Consider the following 17065-nt stretch of genomic DNA (forward strand, 5'->3'; position numbering starts at 1 on the left):
GCCCGATGAGCACGAGCAAGTCCGCAGAACTGGCCCTGGACAAGTCGATCGCCGATTCCTTCCCTGCCAGCGATCCGTCATCGCAATCGCAACCGGTGACCGCCACGCCGACGCAATCGCAGATGCCGCTGCACGAGCTGGGGCTGACGGGCGATCAGTTGTATGTGTATCGCGTGATCGAACCGCGCAAGGCCGCCGAGCCGTTCTCGGGTTCGGGCGCCGATTCGGGTGGACGCTGGACCTCGCCGCGCACGCCGGGCGTGTACGCATCGCTGTCGCCGGCCGCGGCGATGCTCGAATACCTCGTGCACGTGGAAGGCGAGACACCCGATGAATTGCTGCTCGCGCGGGCGACGGTGCCGATGCGCAGCGTGCTCGCGCAGCTGGATCTTCCGAGCGACTGGAAGGAACGCCCTTATCGCGACACCGTGCGCCAGATCGGCGACCGGTGGGCGAAGGCGCAGGATTCGCTCGCGCTACGCGTGCCGAGCGCGGTGTGCGAAGGGGAGTGCAACATCCTCGTCAATCCGCAGCACCCCGACTTCCCGAAGTTGCATCTGGATCGACTCACGCCGCTCAAGCTCGATCCGCGCTTGCGGATCTGACGCGCGTTCAGTCGCCGCGGTAGCGGCAACCGGACGTGCAGGTTTCGTTGACGATGATTTCCGACAACTGCGGCAGCGCAGGCTTCAGCCGCGTCCAGATCCACTTCGCGAGCATTTCGCTGGTCGGGTTGTCGAGACCTTCGATGTCGTTGAGATAGTGGTGGTCGAGCTGGTCGTACAGCGGGCGGAATGCCGTCTTGATGTCGGCGAAATCCATCACCCAGCCCGTGTCGGCGCCGGGCTGCCCCGAGACGTGGAGCTCCACGCGGAACGAATGCCCGTGCAGCCGCGCGCACTTGTGGCCCGGCGGAACGTTCAGCAGCCGGTGCGCGGCTTCCAGGGTGAAGGATTTGAAGATGTCCATGCCGGCGATTCTAATCTTCCGCGCCGTTTGGCGGACGGTTCGAACCTGGCGCGCCTGTATCGGCCGCGCAGGTGAAAAACGCAAAAGGCCGGCGCAAGGCCGGCCTTCGACGTGTGGTGGCTATGGGTGGACTCGAACCACCGACCCCAGCATTATGAGTGCTGTGCTCTAACCGGCTGAGCTACATAGCCACGCGGAGAGCCGCGAATTATTCACGGCAGGGGGCTGCCGCGTCAATGCTCGCAATGCTTCACCAAAGTTCGCTTGTGGGGGCGACGGGGGCGTGGCAGAGTCGGTCGCAGTGCATTGAGGAGTCCGCATCGTGATCGATCCGGACGGTTACCGGCCCAACGTGGGCATCGTGCTCATGCACCCGGATGGACGGGTGTTCTGGGCGCGCCGTGTCCACCGCGACGGCTGGCAGTTCCCGCAAGGCGGGATGAATACCGACGAGACGCCGCTCGAGGCGATGTATCGCGAGCTGCGCGAGGAAACCGGCCTGTTGCCGGACCATGTGGCGGTCCTGGGCGTCACGCCCGGTTGGCTGCGCTATCGGCTGCCGCAACGGGCCATCCGCCGAAACGACAAGCTGGTCTGCATCGGGCAGAAGCAAGTCTGGTACCTGCTGCAGTTCACCGGTGAGGAATGCCACCTGTGCCTGGACAGTACCGACAAGCCTGAATTCGACCATTGGCGCTGGGTGGACTTCTGGTACCCGGTCGAGCACGTGGTGAACTTCAAGCGCAGCGTCTATGCCAGCGCCCTGGGGCACCTGGCGCCGTTCGCCCGGCAGGTGGCCGGCCCGACGGCGATCCCGCATCCGAGCAAGGACCTGCGCCCGGACCTGGGCGCCCACGGCCGCCAGCGGCCGCGCCGTCGGGTGGTCGCAGGTGAACGCGGCGGGGGATCCGCACCCGAAGCGAATTGACAATGATTCGCATTTATGGGGAAATGGCGCCGTCCTCCCCGGCCTGCGGTTCCTCCCCCATGTTCGTCTGCATCTGCCACGGCATCACCGACAGCACGATTCGCGAAGCCGCGGAAAACGGCGTCACGAGCGTGTCCGAGCTGACCATGCGCACCGGCGCCGGTTCCTCCTGCGGCAGCTGCATGGACATGGCCGCCGACCTGCTCGCCCGCCATGCGCCGGCGGAGCCGGGCTTCGCCGAACTCCCGGTGCTGCAAGCCGCCTGAGGCGGCCTGTTGTTTTTCCTCCGTTCGACCCTCCCGCGGCCCGCGTGCGTTGATGCAAACGCATCGCGTTTCGTCGCCCTGTGCGTGATGGCGTTAGCATCCGCGCATTCGAAGCAAGGAGCACGGGCATGAAGGGCGACCCCAAGGTCATCGAACATCTCAACAGGGCGCTCTACAACGAGCTCACCGCGATCAACCAGTATTTCCTGCACGCCAAGATGCTGAAGAACTGGGGCCTGAAGGAACTGGCCGAGCACGAGTACAAGGAATCGATCGACGAGATGAAGCACGCCGATCGCCTGGCCGAGCGCATCCTGTTCCTCGAGGGCCTGCCGAACTTCCAGGCGCTGGGCAAGCTGCGCATCGGCGAGAATCCGCGTGAAGTGCTGCAGGCCGATCTGGCGCTCGAACTCGAAGCCCTGCCGACCCTGCGCGATGCGATCGCGTATTGCGAAAGCATCCGCGACTCGGTGAGCCGTCGCTTGTTCACCGACATCCTCGATTCGGAGGAAGAGCACATCGACTGGATCGAAACGCAGCTGGCGCTGATCGATCGCCTGGGCGAAGCGAACTACCTGCTCACGAAGATCGAAGAGTAAGCGTCAGGCTTCCGCCGTGCGGCGTTTCCGCAGCCGCAGCTGCAACGCCGCACGCGCCCGTTCGAATTCGTCCGTCAGCATCGTCACCGCGACCGCGGGCCGATCCAGCGTTTCCATCCGCGCGCCGAGCTCGATGCGCTTGGCTGCGGCGGACAGCGCCATCGCGCCCAGGTTCGCGCTCGAAGACTTCAGGGAATGCGCCGCTTCGCGCAGTGCGTTGAAGTCGGGCGCGAGCGCCGCGCGTTCCAGCTGCGCGAGCAGATGCGGCGCGTCTTCCAGAAACACTTGCACGATGCGCGAGGCGTCCGCGCCGATGACGGCGTAGAGCTCGTCGAGCGCGCCGTCGTCGATGATCGGATCCACCGGCGCGGAGACCATTTCCGACGGCGGCACTTCGGGCGGCGCGGCAGGCGGCTGCGACGGCGGCACGGGCATGTCGGTGGTCTCCACGGTCGGCATCGCGAAGGAAGGGGCGCGCTGCGTCGGCGACGCGGCCGGCGCGGCTTTCGGCACAGGCATCGCATTGCCGGCATTCGCGTCGGCGAACGCAGCCGCCGACGGCGCACGCGCACGCGGCGCTTCCTGCAGCCAGCGACGCAGGCAATGTTCGAGTTGGCCGCGCGTCACCGGCTTGGCCAGGTAATCGTCCATGCCCGCGTCGAGGCAGCGCTGCCGGTCGCCGGCCATCGCGTTGGCCGTCATCGCGACGATCGGCAGGTGCGGGCCGGTCGGATCGGCCGCTTCGATCTCGCGCCACTTCTGCGCGGCGCTGTAGCCATCGAGCACCGGCATCTGGCAATCCATCAGCACCAGGTCGTAGTTGCCGTCGCGCATGCGCATCAGCGCCGCTTCGCCGTTGGTGGCCGTGTCGCACTCGAGTCCGAGCACGCTCAGCAGGCGTTGCGCGACGAGCAGGTTGACCGGGTTGTCCTCGACGAGCAGCACGCGCGCCTGCCAATGCCGCGCGGGTTTGTCGCTGTCGCTGGCCTTGCGTTCTTCCGTCGTTTCGCCGCGCGGGGCGCGTTGCGCGAGCGCCGCGCGCAATTCGGCATCCGGCGCCTGGCGCGGCAGCAGCGTCGCGCCGGTGTGCAATTCCTGCGGCACTTCTTCGTCGGCATACAGGTACACCAGGCGCACGTCGCCGAAGCTCGCATGGCGGCCCACGTTGCGATGCAAGGCGATCGCCGTGTTGCGCATGCTCGCCAGGTCGGCGAGCACCACGCCGTAGGTCCACGGCGGCCCCTGCGTCGCGGCCGCACGCAGGCGATCGAGCGCTTCCTGTGTCGTTTCGACCGCGGTGACGCGCAAGCCCCAGTTCGGCACCAACATGCTCAGGCGCGTGCGCAGGCGCGCATCGGATGTGAGCAGCAACAAACGCTGGCCGCTGAGGTCGGCTTCGCGGGTCGGCATGTCGCCGAGCACCTTCAGCAGCGGAATCTCGAAATGGAAGGTCGCGCCGTGGCCGGGTTCGGACTGCACGCCGATGCGGCCGCCCATCAGGTCCACGATGCGATGGCAGATCGCCAGGCCCAGGCCCGTGCCGCCGTACAAACGCGTGGTCGATGCATCGGCCTGCGTGAACGCATGGAACAGGCGCGACTGCGCATCCGACGCGATGCCGATGCCGGTGTCGCGCACTTCGAAGCGCAACTGATGCTGGGCGGTGGTTTCGCCGACACGGCGCACGCTGATCGAGATCGACCCGCGCTCGGTGAACTTCACCGCGTTGCTGATCAGGTTCGTCAGCACCTGGCGCAAACGCACCGGATCGCCGCGCACGGGCAGGCGCACGCCCGGATCCAGGTGCAGGTGCAGGCGCAGGCCCTTGGATTCGGCGGGGCGCTCCATCAATTGCATGACCGCTTCGAGCAGGTCGCGCAGGTTGAAGGTCGTGGTTTCCAGCTCGAGTTTGTTCGCCTCGAGCTTGGAGTAGTCCAGGATGTCGTCGACGATGCGCAGCAACTGCTGCGACGAGGTGTACGCGGTGCGCACCAGCTCGTGTTGGTCGGGCAGCAGGCGCGCGTGCAGCAGCAGGTCGAGCATCGGCACGATGCCGTTGAGCGGCGTGCGGATCTCGTGGCTCATCGTGGCGAGGAATTCGCCCTTGGCCAGCACCGCGGATTCGGCCGCCTGCTTGGCCTTGGTCAATTGCTGTTCGAGTTCGTGGTGGCGCTGGATCTCGCGCTGCAACTGGTCGACCTGGAACTGGCCACGCTCGGCCTTGTCTTCCATCGCCGCCATTTGCTGGTCGCGTCGATGGAGCACGTACACCACGGCCATCAGCGCGATGAGCGCCGTCAGCACGAAGAGCAGCGCGGCGAATTGCCAGGGACCCTCGATCCCGCCGGCTTCCAGCGCAAGGGAAACCGCAGCACCGGCGGCGGCGCCGAGCGCCAGCCACCGCATCGTGAGCCAGCGGCTCGTGGCCTGGCGTTCGGGCATCAGAGCACCGCGTTCTTGAAGTCGAAGTCGAGCTCGCTCGCCGCCTGTTGCACGAGGTTGCCCTGGATGAAGTCGATGCCGCTCATCCACAGCGTCGCCGCGGCTTGCGGATCCTCGACGCTATGGCCGATCACTTGCAAACCCTGGCGGTGCGCGCGATCGATGGACGTGCGCATCGCGTCGCGCAACGCGCCGCCATCGGCATGCGCGTACCGCGCGGACAGGCGTATGTACCCGAGCGGCAACTGCGAGAGCAGCGAATCGGCATCCGGCGAATGCTCGTACTGGCTCAGGCAGAACTGCACGCCCACCGGTACGAGTTGGTCGCAGAAGGTTTTTAGCGTGACCGCGTGGATCAGCGCATCGGCCAGGCGGATGTCGATGACCAGCGACGGGCCTTCCAGCCCGCGCACGGCGATCGCCGAGGCGAGCCATTCGGCATACGCATCGCGTGCGAGCGTGCGCGAGGACTGCGGTACGAACAGCCGCACCGGCCGGCTCTGCGCACGGCGCTGCTGCAATACGTCCAGTGCGCGTTCGAGCACCCAGCGATCGATGTCGTGGATCATGCCGGCTTGTTCGGCGGCGGGCACGATCTCGGCGGCGTTGTGCATCGTGCCGTCGGAGGCCTGCATGCGCAGCAGCGTCTGGTATTGCGCTTCGTCGCCGCCGGCGACGGCGACGATCGGCTGGTAGATCAATTCGAAACGATCGTCCGCGAGCGCATCGCGCAGGTAATCGGACAGGTCGCTCGTCTGCCCGTGGTCCGGCGGTTCGAACGCGAAGATGCCCAGCGCCTGCGAACGCGCGTGGCGCGAGGCCTGTTCGGCCGCTTCCAGCGCGCCGCCTGCATCGGCGAAGCCGTGGCGCAGCGCGGTGTAACCGACGGTGACCCGCAACTTGATCGTGTGCCCGTCGACGTCGAAGGGCTTCTGCGACAAGCCGTCGCGCCACACGCGCGCCTGGCGATCCAGCGCGAGGTCTTCCAGGTTCGGCGTGTAGACCAGGAAGGAGTGATCGTTCAAACGCGTGGCCGGGTGCACGCCGGCAAGCGCGCCCAGGCGCCGGCCGGCTTCGGTCATCAGGCGTTCCAGCGCGGCGTAGCCGAAGCGTTCGCGCAGCGTGGAGGTGCCTTCGATCTCGAGGAAGTAGATGCCGCCGGCGCTCGCAGGCAAGGCGGTGCTCAATTGCTGCAACAGCACCGGACGCGCCATCAGGCCGGTCGCCGGGTGGCGGCTGGCTTCGGTCATGCGCTGCTTGCCGAGGATGCGCGCGCGCTTGACGCGGCTTTCGATGGCGGCGATGAGATGGCGCGGGCGAATGGGCTTCTGCAGGAAATCGTCGGCGCCGACTTCGAGCACTTCGTATTGCTTCTCCGGATCCGGATCGCCGGTGAGGAAGACGATCGGCGTGTGCAGGAACGATTCGTGCGCGCGGATCATCGTCGTCAACTCGGTGCCCGACATGCCGGGCATGTGCAGGTCCATCAGCACCAGGTCGGGCTTGATGCGCTGCATCGTGTCGAGCACGTCGCGCGATTCGGCGGCGACGACCGCTTCGATGCCCGCGCCGTTCAACACGCCCTCGGCGAACATGGCCTGCGCGCGGTCGTCCTCGACGATCAGCACGCGATACGGCGGTTCTTCGCCCGTGCCCAGCGGGGGCAGGGCGACGTCGTCGGGGGCCGAGCTCGAATCCGGTTCGGTGGTCGAAGACGAAGCGGAGGACTCCGCCGATTCGCCGGATGGCGCGTCTTCGGCGGCGTCGGCGGGCGGCGCGTCTTCGCTCCAGCGGCGCCAATAGGCCTGCGGCGGCGTTTCCGCGCGCGCGGCGGTCTCGTCTTCGGCCACCTGCGCGGCCGACGGCAACTGCAGCATCAGGTTTTCGGCGACCGAGATCAGCTGCGCGGTCGACGCGGCATCCGGCATGTGCTGCGCGACGCGCGCGGCCGACATCTGCGAATGCAACTGCGCGAGCATGCCGGCCCAGCGCGGGTCCAGGCGCACGGCCTGCCCGTGGAGACGGTCGATTTCGTGCGCGATCTGTTCGAACGAGCCGGGATCCCAGCCCATCGCGCGGCGGCTGCGCAAATGCTGCGCAAGGCCATCGACACCGTCGCGCAACTGCGACAGCGGATCAGACGACGCCTGTTGGCGTTTTTTGGTGGCGGGCATCGGCTCCCCCGGCGTGTGCCGCCATTATCCCTTGCTCCCCATCAAGGGAAGAGCACGAAAACTGGATACGCCTTCGGCCAGCCGCTTGCAAGACGTGACGCGATTCTCAATGCGGCATATTCGGGGCTGCCGACACCGTGCGGGGCCCGAAAAGCGCGCGCCGCACGCGCTTCCACACCCACCAGACGGCGGTGGCCATCAGCACGCTGATCGCGATGACGATCGCCAATGCGATCCAGGGATGCGCGAAGGCCAGCGCCAGCCCGCCGACCACGGCCGCGTCCTCGGTCACCGACGCGGTCCAGTTGCTCACCGGTTCGGGGGAAGTGTTCAGCAACGCGCGGCTGCCGGCCTTCAGCACATGGCTCGTCAGGGCCACGCCCGCCCCGGTGGCCAGCATGCCGGCGCCCAGGTGGCCGTCGGGCGAGAGCGTCGCCGCTGCGAGGAATGCACCGACCGGCACGCGCAGCACCGTGTGCAACAGGTCCCAGCCCGAGTCGACCCCCGGGATCTTGTCTGCGAAGAACTCCACCGCCGCCAGCAGGCCCGAGGTGCCGAGCACCCACGGCGAGGTCGTCGGCTCCAGGGCCGTGGGGAGGTCGAGCCAGCCCATCGCGCCGGCCAGGCCGATGCCGAACACCGTCAGGTACACGCGGATTCCCGCAAGCCACGCCAGCAGAATCCCGATCGCGAAAAGATGCGCTTCGGACATGGCAGCTTCCTCCATCGGCCGGCGGGCAAAGGCCGTACACTCGCCGCCCCGAGTATAGGCACGGTCCCCGTGTCGTCCCGTGGAGCACGCCCGATGGAGCCGACACCCAGGCCCCGCCCCCAATTCGAGATCGTCCCGCGTGAAGGCCGCGGCCGCCTGCCGGCCTGGGGCTGGCTCGTGGCGGCGCTGGTGCTGGGGCTGCTGGTCGGGGGTGGGCTGGCGTGGTGGCTGGGCAAGCCCGCGGTCGGGTCGCCCGAGGCCCGGATCGCCGAAAGCCAGCACCAGCTCAAGGCGACCCAGGCACAGGTCTCCGAGCTGGAACAACGCGTCAGCACCCTGACGCGCTCGGACCAGATCACCCGCGACGCCAACCGCGACGTGCAGGCGATGCTGGCCGACAAGGACGAGCAGATCGCGAGCCTGCGCGCCGACGTGGCGTTCTATGAACGCTTCGTGGGCAGCGGCGGCGAGCGCAAGGGCCTGTCGGTGCATTCGGCCGAATTCGAACGCGAGGCCGGCGGCAGTTGGCGCTACCAGGTGGTGCTCACGCAGAGCCTCAATCGCGGCGCGGTAAGCCAGGGCGAAATGAAGTTCGACGTCGAGGGCGTGAGGGACGGACGCCTGACGACGGTGAAGTGGGACGAGATGCAACAAAAGCCGGCGGCTGCGGGGCAACAATACGAATTCCGCTATTTCCAGCGGCTTGGGGGCAGCATCGTGTTGCCTGCCGGTTTCACGCCGCAGCGCGTCAAGGTGGCGCTGCGCGGCAAGGGCGCGAACGTCGACACGGCGCTCGCGTGGACAACGATGTCGTCTCCTGGGGAGTAACGGGATGTTCAAGAGTTCGCAAGCCAAACCCTCCGCGCGCGACGGCCAGGCCGTCGACACGCTCATCGGCCCGCAGGTCGTGGTCCGCGGGGATATCGAATTCAGCGGCGGGCTCTATGTCGAAGGCCGCATCATCGGCCGCGTCACCGCCACCGAGGGCGCGCAGGCCGTGCTGATGCTGTCCGAACACGGCTGCATCCAGGGCGAGGTGCGCGCACCGGTCGTGATGATCGACGGCCGCATGGAAGGCGACGTCCATGCCTCCGAGCGCATCGAACTGGCCGCCAAGGCCCGCGTGCAGGGCAACGTGCACTACCGCGTGGTCGAAATGCACGCCGGCGCCCAGCTGACCGGGCTGCTCGTCCATGCCGACACCACCACGGCCGCCGTTCCCGAGCTTCCGGCGCTCGCCGCCGTCGCCTGAGGCCGTCGATTCGCCATTTCGCAGCGTTTCCGCGCGCGCCGCTTGATTGCGGCGCCTGAGGCCCGCATCTTGTCGCGCATGGAACTGATCGATTTCCCCACCTGGCAGCAGCTGGACGCCCCCGTCCAGTTCTCGCCGGCCGCGGCCGCCAAGGTCCGCGAACTCATCGCCGAGGAAGGCAATGCCGAGCTCAAGCTGCGCGTTTACATCCAGGGCGGCGGGTGTTCGGGCTTCCAGTACGGGTTCGAGTTCGACGAATCGCGCGGCGAAGACGACGTGGCGGTGGAAACCGACGGCGTGACGCTGCTCGTCGATCCGCTCAGCCTGCAATACCTGATGGGTGCGGAAGTGGATTACAGCGAGAGCCTGCAGGGCGCGCAGTTCGTCATCCGCAATCCCAACGCGAAGACCACGTGCGGCTGCGGCAGCAGCTTCACGGTGTGACGCACGCGTCGCCTTTCGCGTTCGTCGACGGCGCGCTGGATCGCGCCGACCACCTTCGCGACGACGCCGAAACCCTCGCCACGCTCTGGCCGCAGGCACGCATCGTCGTGCTGGAAGAGGACGGCCGCGCATTCGCCGACAGGGACGATGCCTTGCTCGCGCCCGAAGGCTGGACGCTCGGCGGCGGGCCGGGCACCGCGATTTTCCTCGGCCTGCGCGACGGGCAAGCGTGGTTCGCCCAGTCGGCGAAGGTCGTGGGCTTCGACGCACCCGGGCGCATCGAGTTGCGCACCGCCGCCAGCCAATGGCCGGTCTTCGACGCCACCGTCTTCGCGCAGGCGCGCGCGATGCTGCATTGGCACGCGCGCCACCGGTTCTGCGGCGTGTGCGGCGGCGAACTGGGATTCGTGCGCGCCGGCTGGCTCGGCCAGTGCACGCGGTGCGGCACCGAACATTACCCGCGCACCGACCAGGCGATCATCGCCGCGGTCACCGACGGCAAGCGCCTGCTGCTCGGGCGCCAGCGCAACTGGCCGCCGCGGCGCTGGTCGGTGATCGCCGGTTTCGTCGAACCCGGCGAATCGCTCGAGCAAACCGTCGCCCGCGAAGTGCTCGAGGAAACCGGCGTGCGCGTGCGCTCGTGTCGCTACCTCGCATCGCAACCCTGGCCGTTTCCCGGTTCGCTGATGCTCGGTTTCCTGGCCGAAGCGGGCCCGGACGTCCCCGTGGTGGGGGAAGAGCTCGACGACGCGCGCTGGTTCGATGCCGACACGATCGAAGCGGGTTTGGCGCGCGACTGGGCCGTGGGACCCGAGGAAGAGGAAGGCGGCATCGCGTTGTCCGCGCCGATTTCCATCGCACGTTGGTTGATCCAGTCGTGGTTGGCATCCGTCACGCGCTGAATGCGCATGGGATGATTCCGTATCATGCCGCTGACGGGTCCGATGTCGCGGATCCGCTCGCCCGAGGTCGCCGATGTCCATTACGTTGATCGCCGTCGTCATCGCGCTGATCGTCGGTCACTCGATGCCGGCGTTGGTGGCGTTGCGCCGCTACGACTGGTTCATCCGCTGGCTCGAATGGCTCGCCGCGCAATTGGGCGACAACGCATCGTGGCGCGGCGCGGGCGGGTTGCTGTTCGCGATCGGCCCGCCGCTGTTGCTGATCGCCTTGTTGCAGATCGCCCTGCGCGGGGACTTCTACGGTTTCCCGGCGTTCGTCTTCGCCCTGGTCGCGCTGTTCTACGCGTGGGGGCCGCGCGACCTGGACCACGATGTCGAAGCGGTGGTCAACGCCGCCGATCCGGTCGCACGCCGCGATGCGGCCGCGCGCCTGTTCCCCGACCAGGTGGATCCGGTGCTCGACGGCGGTTCGCTGGTCGAAGCGGTGTTCCGCTGTGCGCTGTGGCGCTGGTTCGGCGTGTTGTTCTGGTTCCTGCTCGTCGGTGCGTTCGGCGCGCTGCTGTATCGCCTGGTGTCGTTGTGCGCGCAGGGCGAAGCGCGCAGGCGCCTGCCCGAAGGGGCGTCGCAGGCCGCGCGCACACTGCTCGCCTTCCTGGATTGGCCCGTCGCGCAACTGATGACGCTGTCGCTGGCCTTGGTCGGCAATTTCGACAGCGTGTTCCAAGCCTGGAAGACCGCGGGCGGCGCCGGCTACTCGGGCGATACGCGTTTCCTCGCCGCCGCCGCGCGCGCCAGCGTGCGCAGCGAATTGGCGGACGAAGCGCTGGACGACATCGATACGACCGACTACGTCGCCGACGGCGGCGTGGCCGTTGCGCGCGGCGTGCCGGGCCTGCCCGAATTGCGCGATGCGATGAGCCTGGTGTGGCGCATCCTGCTGTTGTGGCTGGCGGTGCTGGCCTTGTTCGTGATCGGCGGCTGGGTGGCCTGATTCGCCAAAGCGCTCAGCGCTTCCGCTTCTGCTCGTTCTCGCGCAGCGTCTCGATCAATTCCCGCACGACCTTGCGCGCCTTCGGCGGCAACGCGATGAACGCGTCGATCGCATGTTGATCCATCGCCGGAATGCGAAATTCGACGCGCGTCTCGCGAACGCGGGAAGTCGCCTCGGTTCCGTACTGCAACGCGGTAGGTTCGATGCGGAGCAGGTGCGCCAACACGATGAGATTGCGCTGGCGCGGGATGCTCTTTCCGTTCAACCAACGCGAAACCGCTTGCGGCGTGGTGGGATCACCGCCATGCCGGACAATGAGGTAAGCGATCTCCGACGCGCTCTGCCGATAACCAGCGGCTTTCAAGGCACTTCGTAGGCGCTCGCCGAACAGGGCCTGTTCGCGTTTCATGGCGCCGACGTTAGGCGCTGGCGCGCGAACGCCTTGCAATTATCGCGTTATCCTCATTGAACCAATCGGGTTCATGGCAGGTAATTCGCGATGGCCACCTCGCTTCTGGAACGGCTGCCGCGCCTGGTCGCACACGGGCGCCGGCAAGCACAACGACTGATGGAATCTTCCACCGGACGGAATCGCGAACGCGCGGTTCCCGTCGAACGCGTGCACGCACCCGACGATCCCGTGCAACAGCATCGCGCGCCGGTGCGCCGCGTGCTGTGCGGTGCGCCGGCATTGTGCGTCGCCGCGTTGATCGCCGAACACCGCCAGGGCATCGGTGCGCCGCCGGGACGCATCGTGCTCGACCTGCATCCTGCAGGCGACGAAGACACGCTCGTCGCGCGCCTGACGCGATGGACGCCGTGTTTCGCATTGTTGCGCACGCTCGCGCCGCGGGCGGCGTTGTCCCTCGATCTTCCGCCGAACGAGAACGCGCCCGTGCAACTCGTGCTCGATGCCTTCGGTTGGCCCGAATCCAGCCGCAACGCAACGGTGCGCGACGCGACCGCGCTCCTGCTCGCCGACGACGCATCGCGCCTGGCCGATCTCGCGCCTGCGCACACGGCATGGGTCGCCTGCACGCGCGATGCCGCCGGCTGCGCCGCGTTGCGCCGCACGCTGTTGCTGCGTGGCGACACGACCTTCCGCGTCGAGGAAGTCGGCGCCACGCCCGCCGAATGGACGCGCCGGCACGCCGCGGCGCAACCGGTCAAGGCGATGCGCGCAGCGCTCCTGGCCTTCGGTGCGAAAGCACTCCCGCTGCCGGCGGTGTGCACGACGCCGGCGGGCCGCCGTCGCGCAGGCGGCGACGTCCTGCTCGGCGAACTCGTGCGCGACGGCGAACGCACGCTGGTGTGGGTGGACGCCCCCGATCGCCGCACCGGGCAATCCACATTGAGCCGCGCGATCACCCGCCGCGAACATGGCCTGTATCCGCGCGTCCTCGTGCTGGGCTGGCATTTCGCACCCACCCTGTCGCAACACATCGCCATGCGCTGCGATGCACGCATCGACGTGCTCGCCATCGGCTGCCATCCGCGCGGCGAACGCGGGGCCTCGCTGCGGGTCGATCCGCGGGGCTTCACCGCCGTCGGTGGATTGGCCCAGGCGTGGGTGGATCGCGAACGCTCGCGCGGCACGCCCGACGTCGAATGGCTCGTGGTGCAACTGGGCGAGGCGCGCGGTGATCCGCCGGTGGATTGGGCCGTCGATCCCACGTACGACGGTGTCGTCTTCCAGGGCGCATGGCATGCCCTGCGCGACGCGCACGCGGGCGTTCGCACCGTCCGTTTGCGCCTGCCCTGGCAAGCGGCGCCGCGCCGCGTCTGCATCCGTGCGCTCGATGCGCAGGGCCGCGCGAGCGAGCTGTTGTTCGTCGTCCATGCGAACGACGCCGCCGGGCCCGCGCACGCGCATGCCGTCCCCGCACGGGCGCCGGCCAGCGCGCAGGTCGAGGCGCTCTGCTAGGCTCCGCGCCATCCCCGTCGGCGGTTGCACCGAATGGCGCACAACCAGTTCGAGCTCCTCCGCCAACGGCGTTTCCTGCCGTTCTTCGCGACCCAATCGCTCGGCGCCTTCAACGACAACGTGTTCCGGCAAGCCATCATCGGCCTGCTGTTCTACATGGGCGTGGCGAGCGACGAGCGCAGCTTCTATACCAACCTCGCGCCAGCGATCTTCATCCTCCCGTACTTCCTGTTTTCCGCCACGGCAGGGCAGATCGCGGAGAAGTTGGAGAAGTCGCGATTGATCCGCATCACCACGATGATGGAGATCGTCATCATGTCGGCGGCCGCGGTCGGCTTTGTGATGCAGAACATGGTGCTGCTGCTGATCGCGTTGTTCTCCACGGGCGTGCAGTCGGCGTTGTTCGGGCCGGTGAAGTATTCGATCCTGCCCTCCGTACTCCGGCCCGAAGAACTGACCGGCGGCAACGGCTTGGTCGAGATGGGGACGTCGGTGTCGATCCTCGTCGGCATGCTGCTCGGCGGCATGATTTTCCAGGTCGCGGGGGCGAACGGGCCGGTCGTCGCCGCGGTGTCGGTGATCCTGTTCGCGGTCGCGGGCAATCTCGTCAGTCGCGCGATTCCGCCCACCGAGGCTGCGGCGCCGGATCTGAGGGTCGGCTGGAATCCCATTCCCGAGTCCATGCGCGTGCTCGCGCTGGTGCGCAAGCAACCCGCGGTGCGCAACTCGGTGCTCGGCGTTTCCTGGTTCTGGTTCGTCGGCACGATGCTCACCGCGCAGTTGCCCACCTATGGCGACGAGAACCTCGGCGGCGACGTGTCCACTTACACCGTCCTGCTCGCGGTGTTCTCCATCGCGACCGGCATCGGTTCGGTATTGTGCGAAAAGCTTTCCGCGCGCACGGTGGAAATCGGCCTGGTGCCGCTCGGCGCGTTCGGCATGAGCGTGTTCCTCTTCGTGCTGGCGTTGTGGCTGCCGGAAGCGGGCGCGACGTACACGCATGGCTTGGTGCATACGCTCGTCGCCCTGAGCGGCATCGGCCTGTTCGCCGGTTTCTACGTCGTGCCCTTGTTCGCACTGATCCAGAGCCGCACGCCCAAGGGCGAGCTCTCGCGCGTGATCGCGGGCATGAACATCCAGAACGCGGGCTTCATCGTGCTCGCCGCGGTGCTGGGCATCGTCGGCCTGCAATACGCGCACCTGTCGATCCCGCAACTGTTCCTTGCGTTGGCGGTCGCCAACACGCTCGTCGCGCTCTGGATCTTCACCGTCGTCCCCGAATTCCTGATGCGCTTCCTCAGCTGGGTGCTGGTGCGCACGCTGTATCGCCTGCGCGCCGACGGCATCGAGGAGAACGTGCCCGACGAAGGCCCGGCGCTGCTGGTCTGCAACCACGTCAGTTACATGGACGCGCTGATCCTGGCTGCGACCATCCCGCGCCCGGTGCGTTTCGTCATGTACTACAAGATCTTCAACATCCCGGTGATGCGCTGGATCTTCCGCACCGCGAAGGCCATCCCGATCGCGGGTGCACGCGAAAACCCGGAATTGATGCGACGCGCATTCGACGAGATCGACGCTGCGCTGGCCGAAGGCGAAATCGTGGGGATCTTCCCGGAAGGCGCGCTGACGAAAGACGGCGAGATGAGCGCGTTCAAATCGGGCGTGGAGAAAGTCCTCGAACGCCGCGAAGTCCCGGTCATCCCGATGGCCTTGCGCGGCATGTGGACGAGCATGTGGAGCCGGCGCGATGGCCGCCTGAAGCGCATGCGCGTGCCGCGCCGTTTTCGCGCGCATGTCGAAGTCGTGGCCGGGCCGCAGATCGAAGGGCAGATCGCGACGGCGGAGTTGCTTGAAGCGAAGGTGCGGGAGTTGAGAGGGGACGCGGCTTAAGCGACGCTTTGGACCGACTCCTCGCCACGCGGCGAGGCTCACCTCAACGGGGCGGGCTGCCTCTTCGGCTGTGCTTTTCCGACAATGATAGGGTCAGTGCGAAGCTTGCTTCGCACCGGCAAGACAAATGCTCGCGCAAAGCCCCCGATCGAGAGCCAACGTTCGAAAGGTGATGCCCCAGCGTTGTGAGTTTCAAATTTTTTTCCAAAAAAATTTGGAACTCACAACGTTCGGGCGGCGCGCCAATGACGCAGGGGGAGGCGGTCAACCCTCGCCCCGCTCCCGCGCAATCGCCCGCCAACCGATGTCGTGGCGATGGAACTCCCCGCGCCACGAAATTCCCGCGATCTCCGCGTAAGCACGTTGCTGCGCTTGTGCCACCGTATCGCCCAGCGCGCACACGCACAGCACGCGGCCGCCGGAGGTGACGACGTGTTCGCCTTCGATGCGCGTGCCGGCGTGGAAGACTTTCGTGTCTTCGACATCAGGCGTATCGAAGGAGTTGATCGTGTCGCCCAGGCGCGGCGTGGCCGGGTAGTGTTCGGCGGCCATCACGACGCCCAGGGATTTGCGCGCGTCCCAGTCGGCTTGCGTCGTCGACAACTTGCCGTCGATCGCCGCTTCGATCAGGTCCACCAGGTCCGAGCGCAGGCGCAGCATCACCGGTTGCGTTTCGGGGTCGCCGAAGCGGACGTTGTATTCGATGACTTTCGGTGCGCCTGCCTTGTCGATCATCAGGCCGGCATAGAGGAAGCCGGTGAACGGCACGCCGTCGGCGATCATGCCGCGCACGGTGGGTTCGACCACTTCGCGCATCACGCGCGCATGCACCTCCGGCGTGACCACGGGTGCGGGCGAATACGCGCCCATGCCGCCGGTGTTCGGGCCGGTGTCGCCATCGTGCGCGCGCTTGTGGTCCTGCGAGGTCGCCATCGGCAATGCATGCGTGCCGTCGACCATCGAAATGAAGCTGGCTTCTTCGCCGTCGAGGAATTCCTCGATCACCACGCGCGCGCCGGCGGCGCCGAAGGCTTCGCCCGAGAGCATGTCTTCGATCGCGTGTTCGGCTTCGGCCAGGGTCATCGCGACGATCACGCCCTTGCCCGCGGCCAGGCCGTCGGCTTTCACGACGATCGGTGCGCCTTTCGAACGCACGTACGCAAGGGCTTCGTCGATGTTGGTGTGCACCGCGTAATGCGCGGTCGGAATGCCGTGGCGTGCGAGGAAATCCTTCGCGAAGGCCTTGCTGCCTTCGAGCTGCGCTGCCGCCGCGGTCGGCCCGAAGACGCGATGGCCCGCGGCGCGAAAGCGGTCGACGACGCCCGCAACCAGCGGCTGCTCGGGTCCGACGACGGTCAGCGCGACGCCTTCGCGCTCGACCAGCGCCAGCAATCCCTCGATGTCCTTCGCATCGACGCCGACATTGCGGCACTTGTCTTCCTGCGCCGTGCCCGCGTTGCCCGGCGCGACCAGGATTTCGGTCGCGCGCGGCGATTTCGCCAGCTTCCACGCCAGCGCGTGCTCGCGTCCGCCAGAACCGATGACGAGGATCTTCATGCGTGGCTCCCG

At 67.4% G+C, this 17065-nt stretch carries 17 protein-coding genes and 1 tRNA gene; 11 read left to right on the forward strand and 7 right to left on the reverse strand.

Annotated elements, in window-relative coordinates; translation table 11 throughout:
* Positions 1–5: 5 nt before the first annotated feature.
* A complete protein-coding gene (locus AB4059_RS14905; RefSeq protein WP_498979953.1) occupies positions 6–605 on the forward strand; it encodes an RES family NAD+ phosphorylase in 600 nt (199 codons plus the stop codon).
* A gap of 7 nt (positions 606–612) precedes the next feature.
* Here the strand turns inward: AB4059_RS14905 and queD are convergent, their stop codons facing one another.
* The gene (gene queD / locus AB4059_RS14910; RefSeq protein WP_498979955.1) at positions 613–969 is read right to left on the reverse strand and encodes a 6-carboxytetrahydropterin synthase QueD; all 357 of its coding nucleotides are present in this window, start codon (positions 967–969) and stop codon (positions 613–615) included.
* A 114-nt stretch (positions 970–1083) separates the two neighbouring features.
* Positions 1084–1160, reverse strand: a tRNA-Met gene (locus tag AB4059_RS14915).
* 131 nt (positions 1161–1291) lie between these two features.
* Between AB4059_RS14915 and AB4059_RS14920 the strand changes: the two genes are divergently transcribed.
* The 3 genes from AB4059_RS14920 to bfr all read left to right on the forward strand — a co-directional run bounded on the left by AB4059_RS14920 (position 1292) and on the right by bfr (position 2762).
* Positions 1292–1897: an RNA pyrophosphohydrolase gene (locus tag AB4059_RS14920; RefSeq protein ID WP_498979957.1), complete on the forward strand. Its 606-nt coding sequence runs from the start codon at positions 1292–1294 to the stop codon at positions 1895–1897.
* A 59-nt stretch (positions 1898–1956) separates the two neighbouring features.
* A complete protein-coding gene (locus tag AB4059_RS14925) occupies positions 1957–2163 on the forward strand; it encodes a (2Fe-2S)-binding protein (protein ID WP_498979958.1) in 207 nt (68 codons plus the stop codon).
* 128 nt (positions 2164–2291) lie between these two features.
* Positions 2292–2762 carry a bacterioferritin gene (gene bfr / locus AB4059_RS14930; RefSeq protein ID WP_498962646.1) on the forward strand — a complete coding sequence of 157 codons (471 nt, stop codon included), beginning with the start codon at positions 2292–2294 and terminating at the stop codon, positions 2760–2762.
* A gap of 3 nt (positions 2763–2765) precedes the next feature.
* On the opposite strand, the gene AB4059_RS14935 is transcribed toward bfr, so the two are convergent.
* From AB4059_RS14935 to AB4059_RS14945, 3 genes are all read right to left on the reverse strand, one after another.
* Positions 2766–5204, reverse strand: a complete 2439-nt coding sequence (locus AB4059_RS14935; RefSeq protein ID WP_498979960.1) for an ATP-binding protein — start codon at positions 5202–5204, stop codon at positions 2766–2768.
* A complete protein-coding gene (locus tag AB4059_RS14940; protein WP_498979962.1) occupies positions 5204–7378 on the reverse strand; it encodes an EAL domain-containing protein in 2175 nt (724 codons plus the stop codon). Before AB4059_RS14940 ends, AB4059_RS14935 begins: the two co-directional genes overlap by 1 nt.
* Positions 7379–7484: 106 nt before the next feature.
* Positions 7485–8090, reverse strand: coding sequence for a DUF4126 domain-containing protein (locus AB4059_RS14945; protein WP_498979964.1), 606 nt, complete (start codon positions 8088–8090; stop codon positions 7485–7487).
* 93 nt (positions 8091–8183) lie between these two features.
* On the opposite strand from AB4059_RS14945, the gene AB4059_RS14950 reads away from it, so the two are divergent.
* The 5 genes from AB4059_RS14950 to AB4059_RS14970 all read left to right on the forward strand — a co-directional run bounded on the left by AB4059_RS14950 (position 8184) and on the right by AB4059_RS14970 (position 11679).
* Positions 8184–8918 carry a DUF6776 family protein gene (locus AB4059_RS14950; RefSeq protein WP_498979966.1) on the forward strand — a complete coding sequence of 245 codons (735 nt, stop codon included), beginning with the start codon at positions 8184–8186 and terminating at the stop codon, positions 8916–8918.
* Positions 8919–8922: 4 nt separating this feature from the next.
* Positions 8923–9342 carry a bactofilin family protein gene (locus tag AB4059_RS14955; protein WP_498979967.1) on the forward strand — a complete coding sequence of 140 codons (420 nt, stop codon included), beginning with the start codon at positions 8923–8925 and terminating at the stop codon, positions 9340–9342.
* 78 nt (positions 9343–9420) lie between these two features.
* Entirely contained in the window at positions 9421–9786 is a 366-nt protein-coding gene (erpA, locus tag AB4059_RS14960; protein WP_498979969.1) for an iron-sulfur cluster insertion protein ErpA, read from the forward strand.
* Positions 9783–10688 (forward strand): NAD(+) diphosphatase, encoded by a 906-nt coding sequence (gene nudC / locus AB4059_RS14965; RefSeq protein WP_498979970.1) that lies wholly within the window; start codon positions 9783–9785, stop codon positions 10686–10688. The genes erpA and nudC overlap by 4 nt, the downstream gene beginning before the upstream one ends.
* Positions 10689–10761: 73 nt before the next feature.
* On the forward strand, positions 10762–11679 hold the full coding sequence (locus AB4059_RS14970; RefSeq protein ID WP_498979972.1) for a hypothetical protein: 918 nt from the start codon (positions 10762–10764) through the stop codon (positions 11677–11679).
* Positions 11680–11692: 13 nt separating this feature from the next.
* Here AB4059_RS14970 and AB4059_RS14975 read toward each other — a convergent pair whose 3' ends face one another.
* Positions 11693–12088, reverse strand: a complete 396-nt coding sequence (locus AB4059_RS14975) for a helix-turn-helix domain-containing protein (protein ID WP_498979973.1) — start codon at positions 12086–12088, stop codon at positions 11693–11695.
* 90 nt (positions 12089–12178) lie between these two features.
* On the opposite strand from AB4059_RS14975, the gene AB4059_RS14980 reads away from it, so the two are divergent.
* Together AB4059_RS14980 and AB4059_RS14985 are read left to right on the forward strand one after the other, a co-directional pair.
* The gene (locus AB4059_RS14980; protein ID WP_498979975.1) at positions 12179–13603 is read left to right on the forward strand and encodes a hypothetical protein; all 1425 of its coding nucleotides are present in this window, start codon (positions 12179–12181) and stop codon (positions 13601–13603) included.
* 33 nt (positions 13604–13636) lie between these two features.
* A complete protein-coding gene (locus AB4059_RS14985; RefSeq protein WP_498979976.1) occupies positions 13637–15496 on the forward strand; it encodes an MFS transporter in 1860 nt (619 codons plus the stop codon).
* A 264-nt stretch (positions 15497–15760) separates the two neighbouring features.
* Here AB4059_RS14985 and purD read toward each other — a convergent pair whose 3' ends face one another.
* A complete protein-coding gene (gene purD / locus AB4059_RS14990; protein ID WP_498979978.1) occupies positions 15761–17053 on the reverse strand; it encodes a phosphoribosylamine--glycine ligase in 1293 nt (430 codons plus the stop codon).
* Between the last annotated feature and the right edge of the window lie 12 nt (positions 17054–17065).

It is taken from the genome of Lysobacter sp. 2RAF19 (assembly GCF_052115395.1).
Classification (GTDB): domain Bacteria; phylum Pseudomonadota; class Gammaproteobacteria; order Xanthomonadales; family Xanthomonadaceae; genus Noviluteimonas.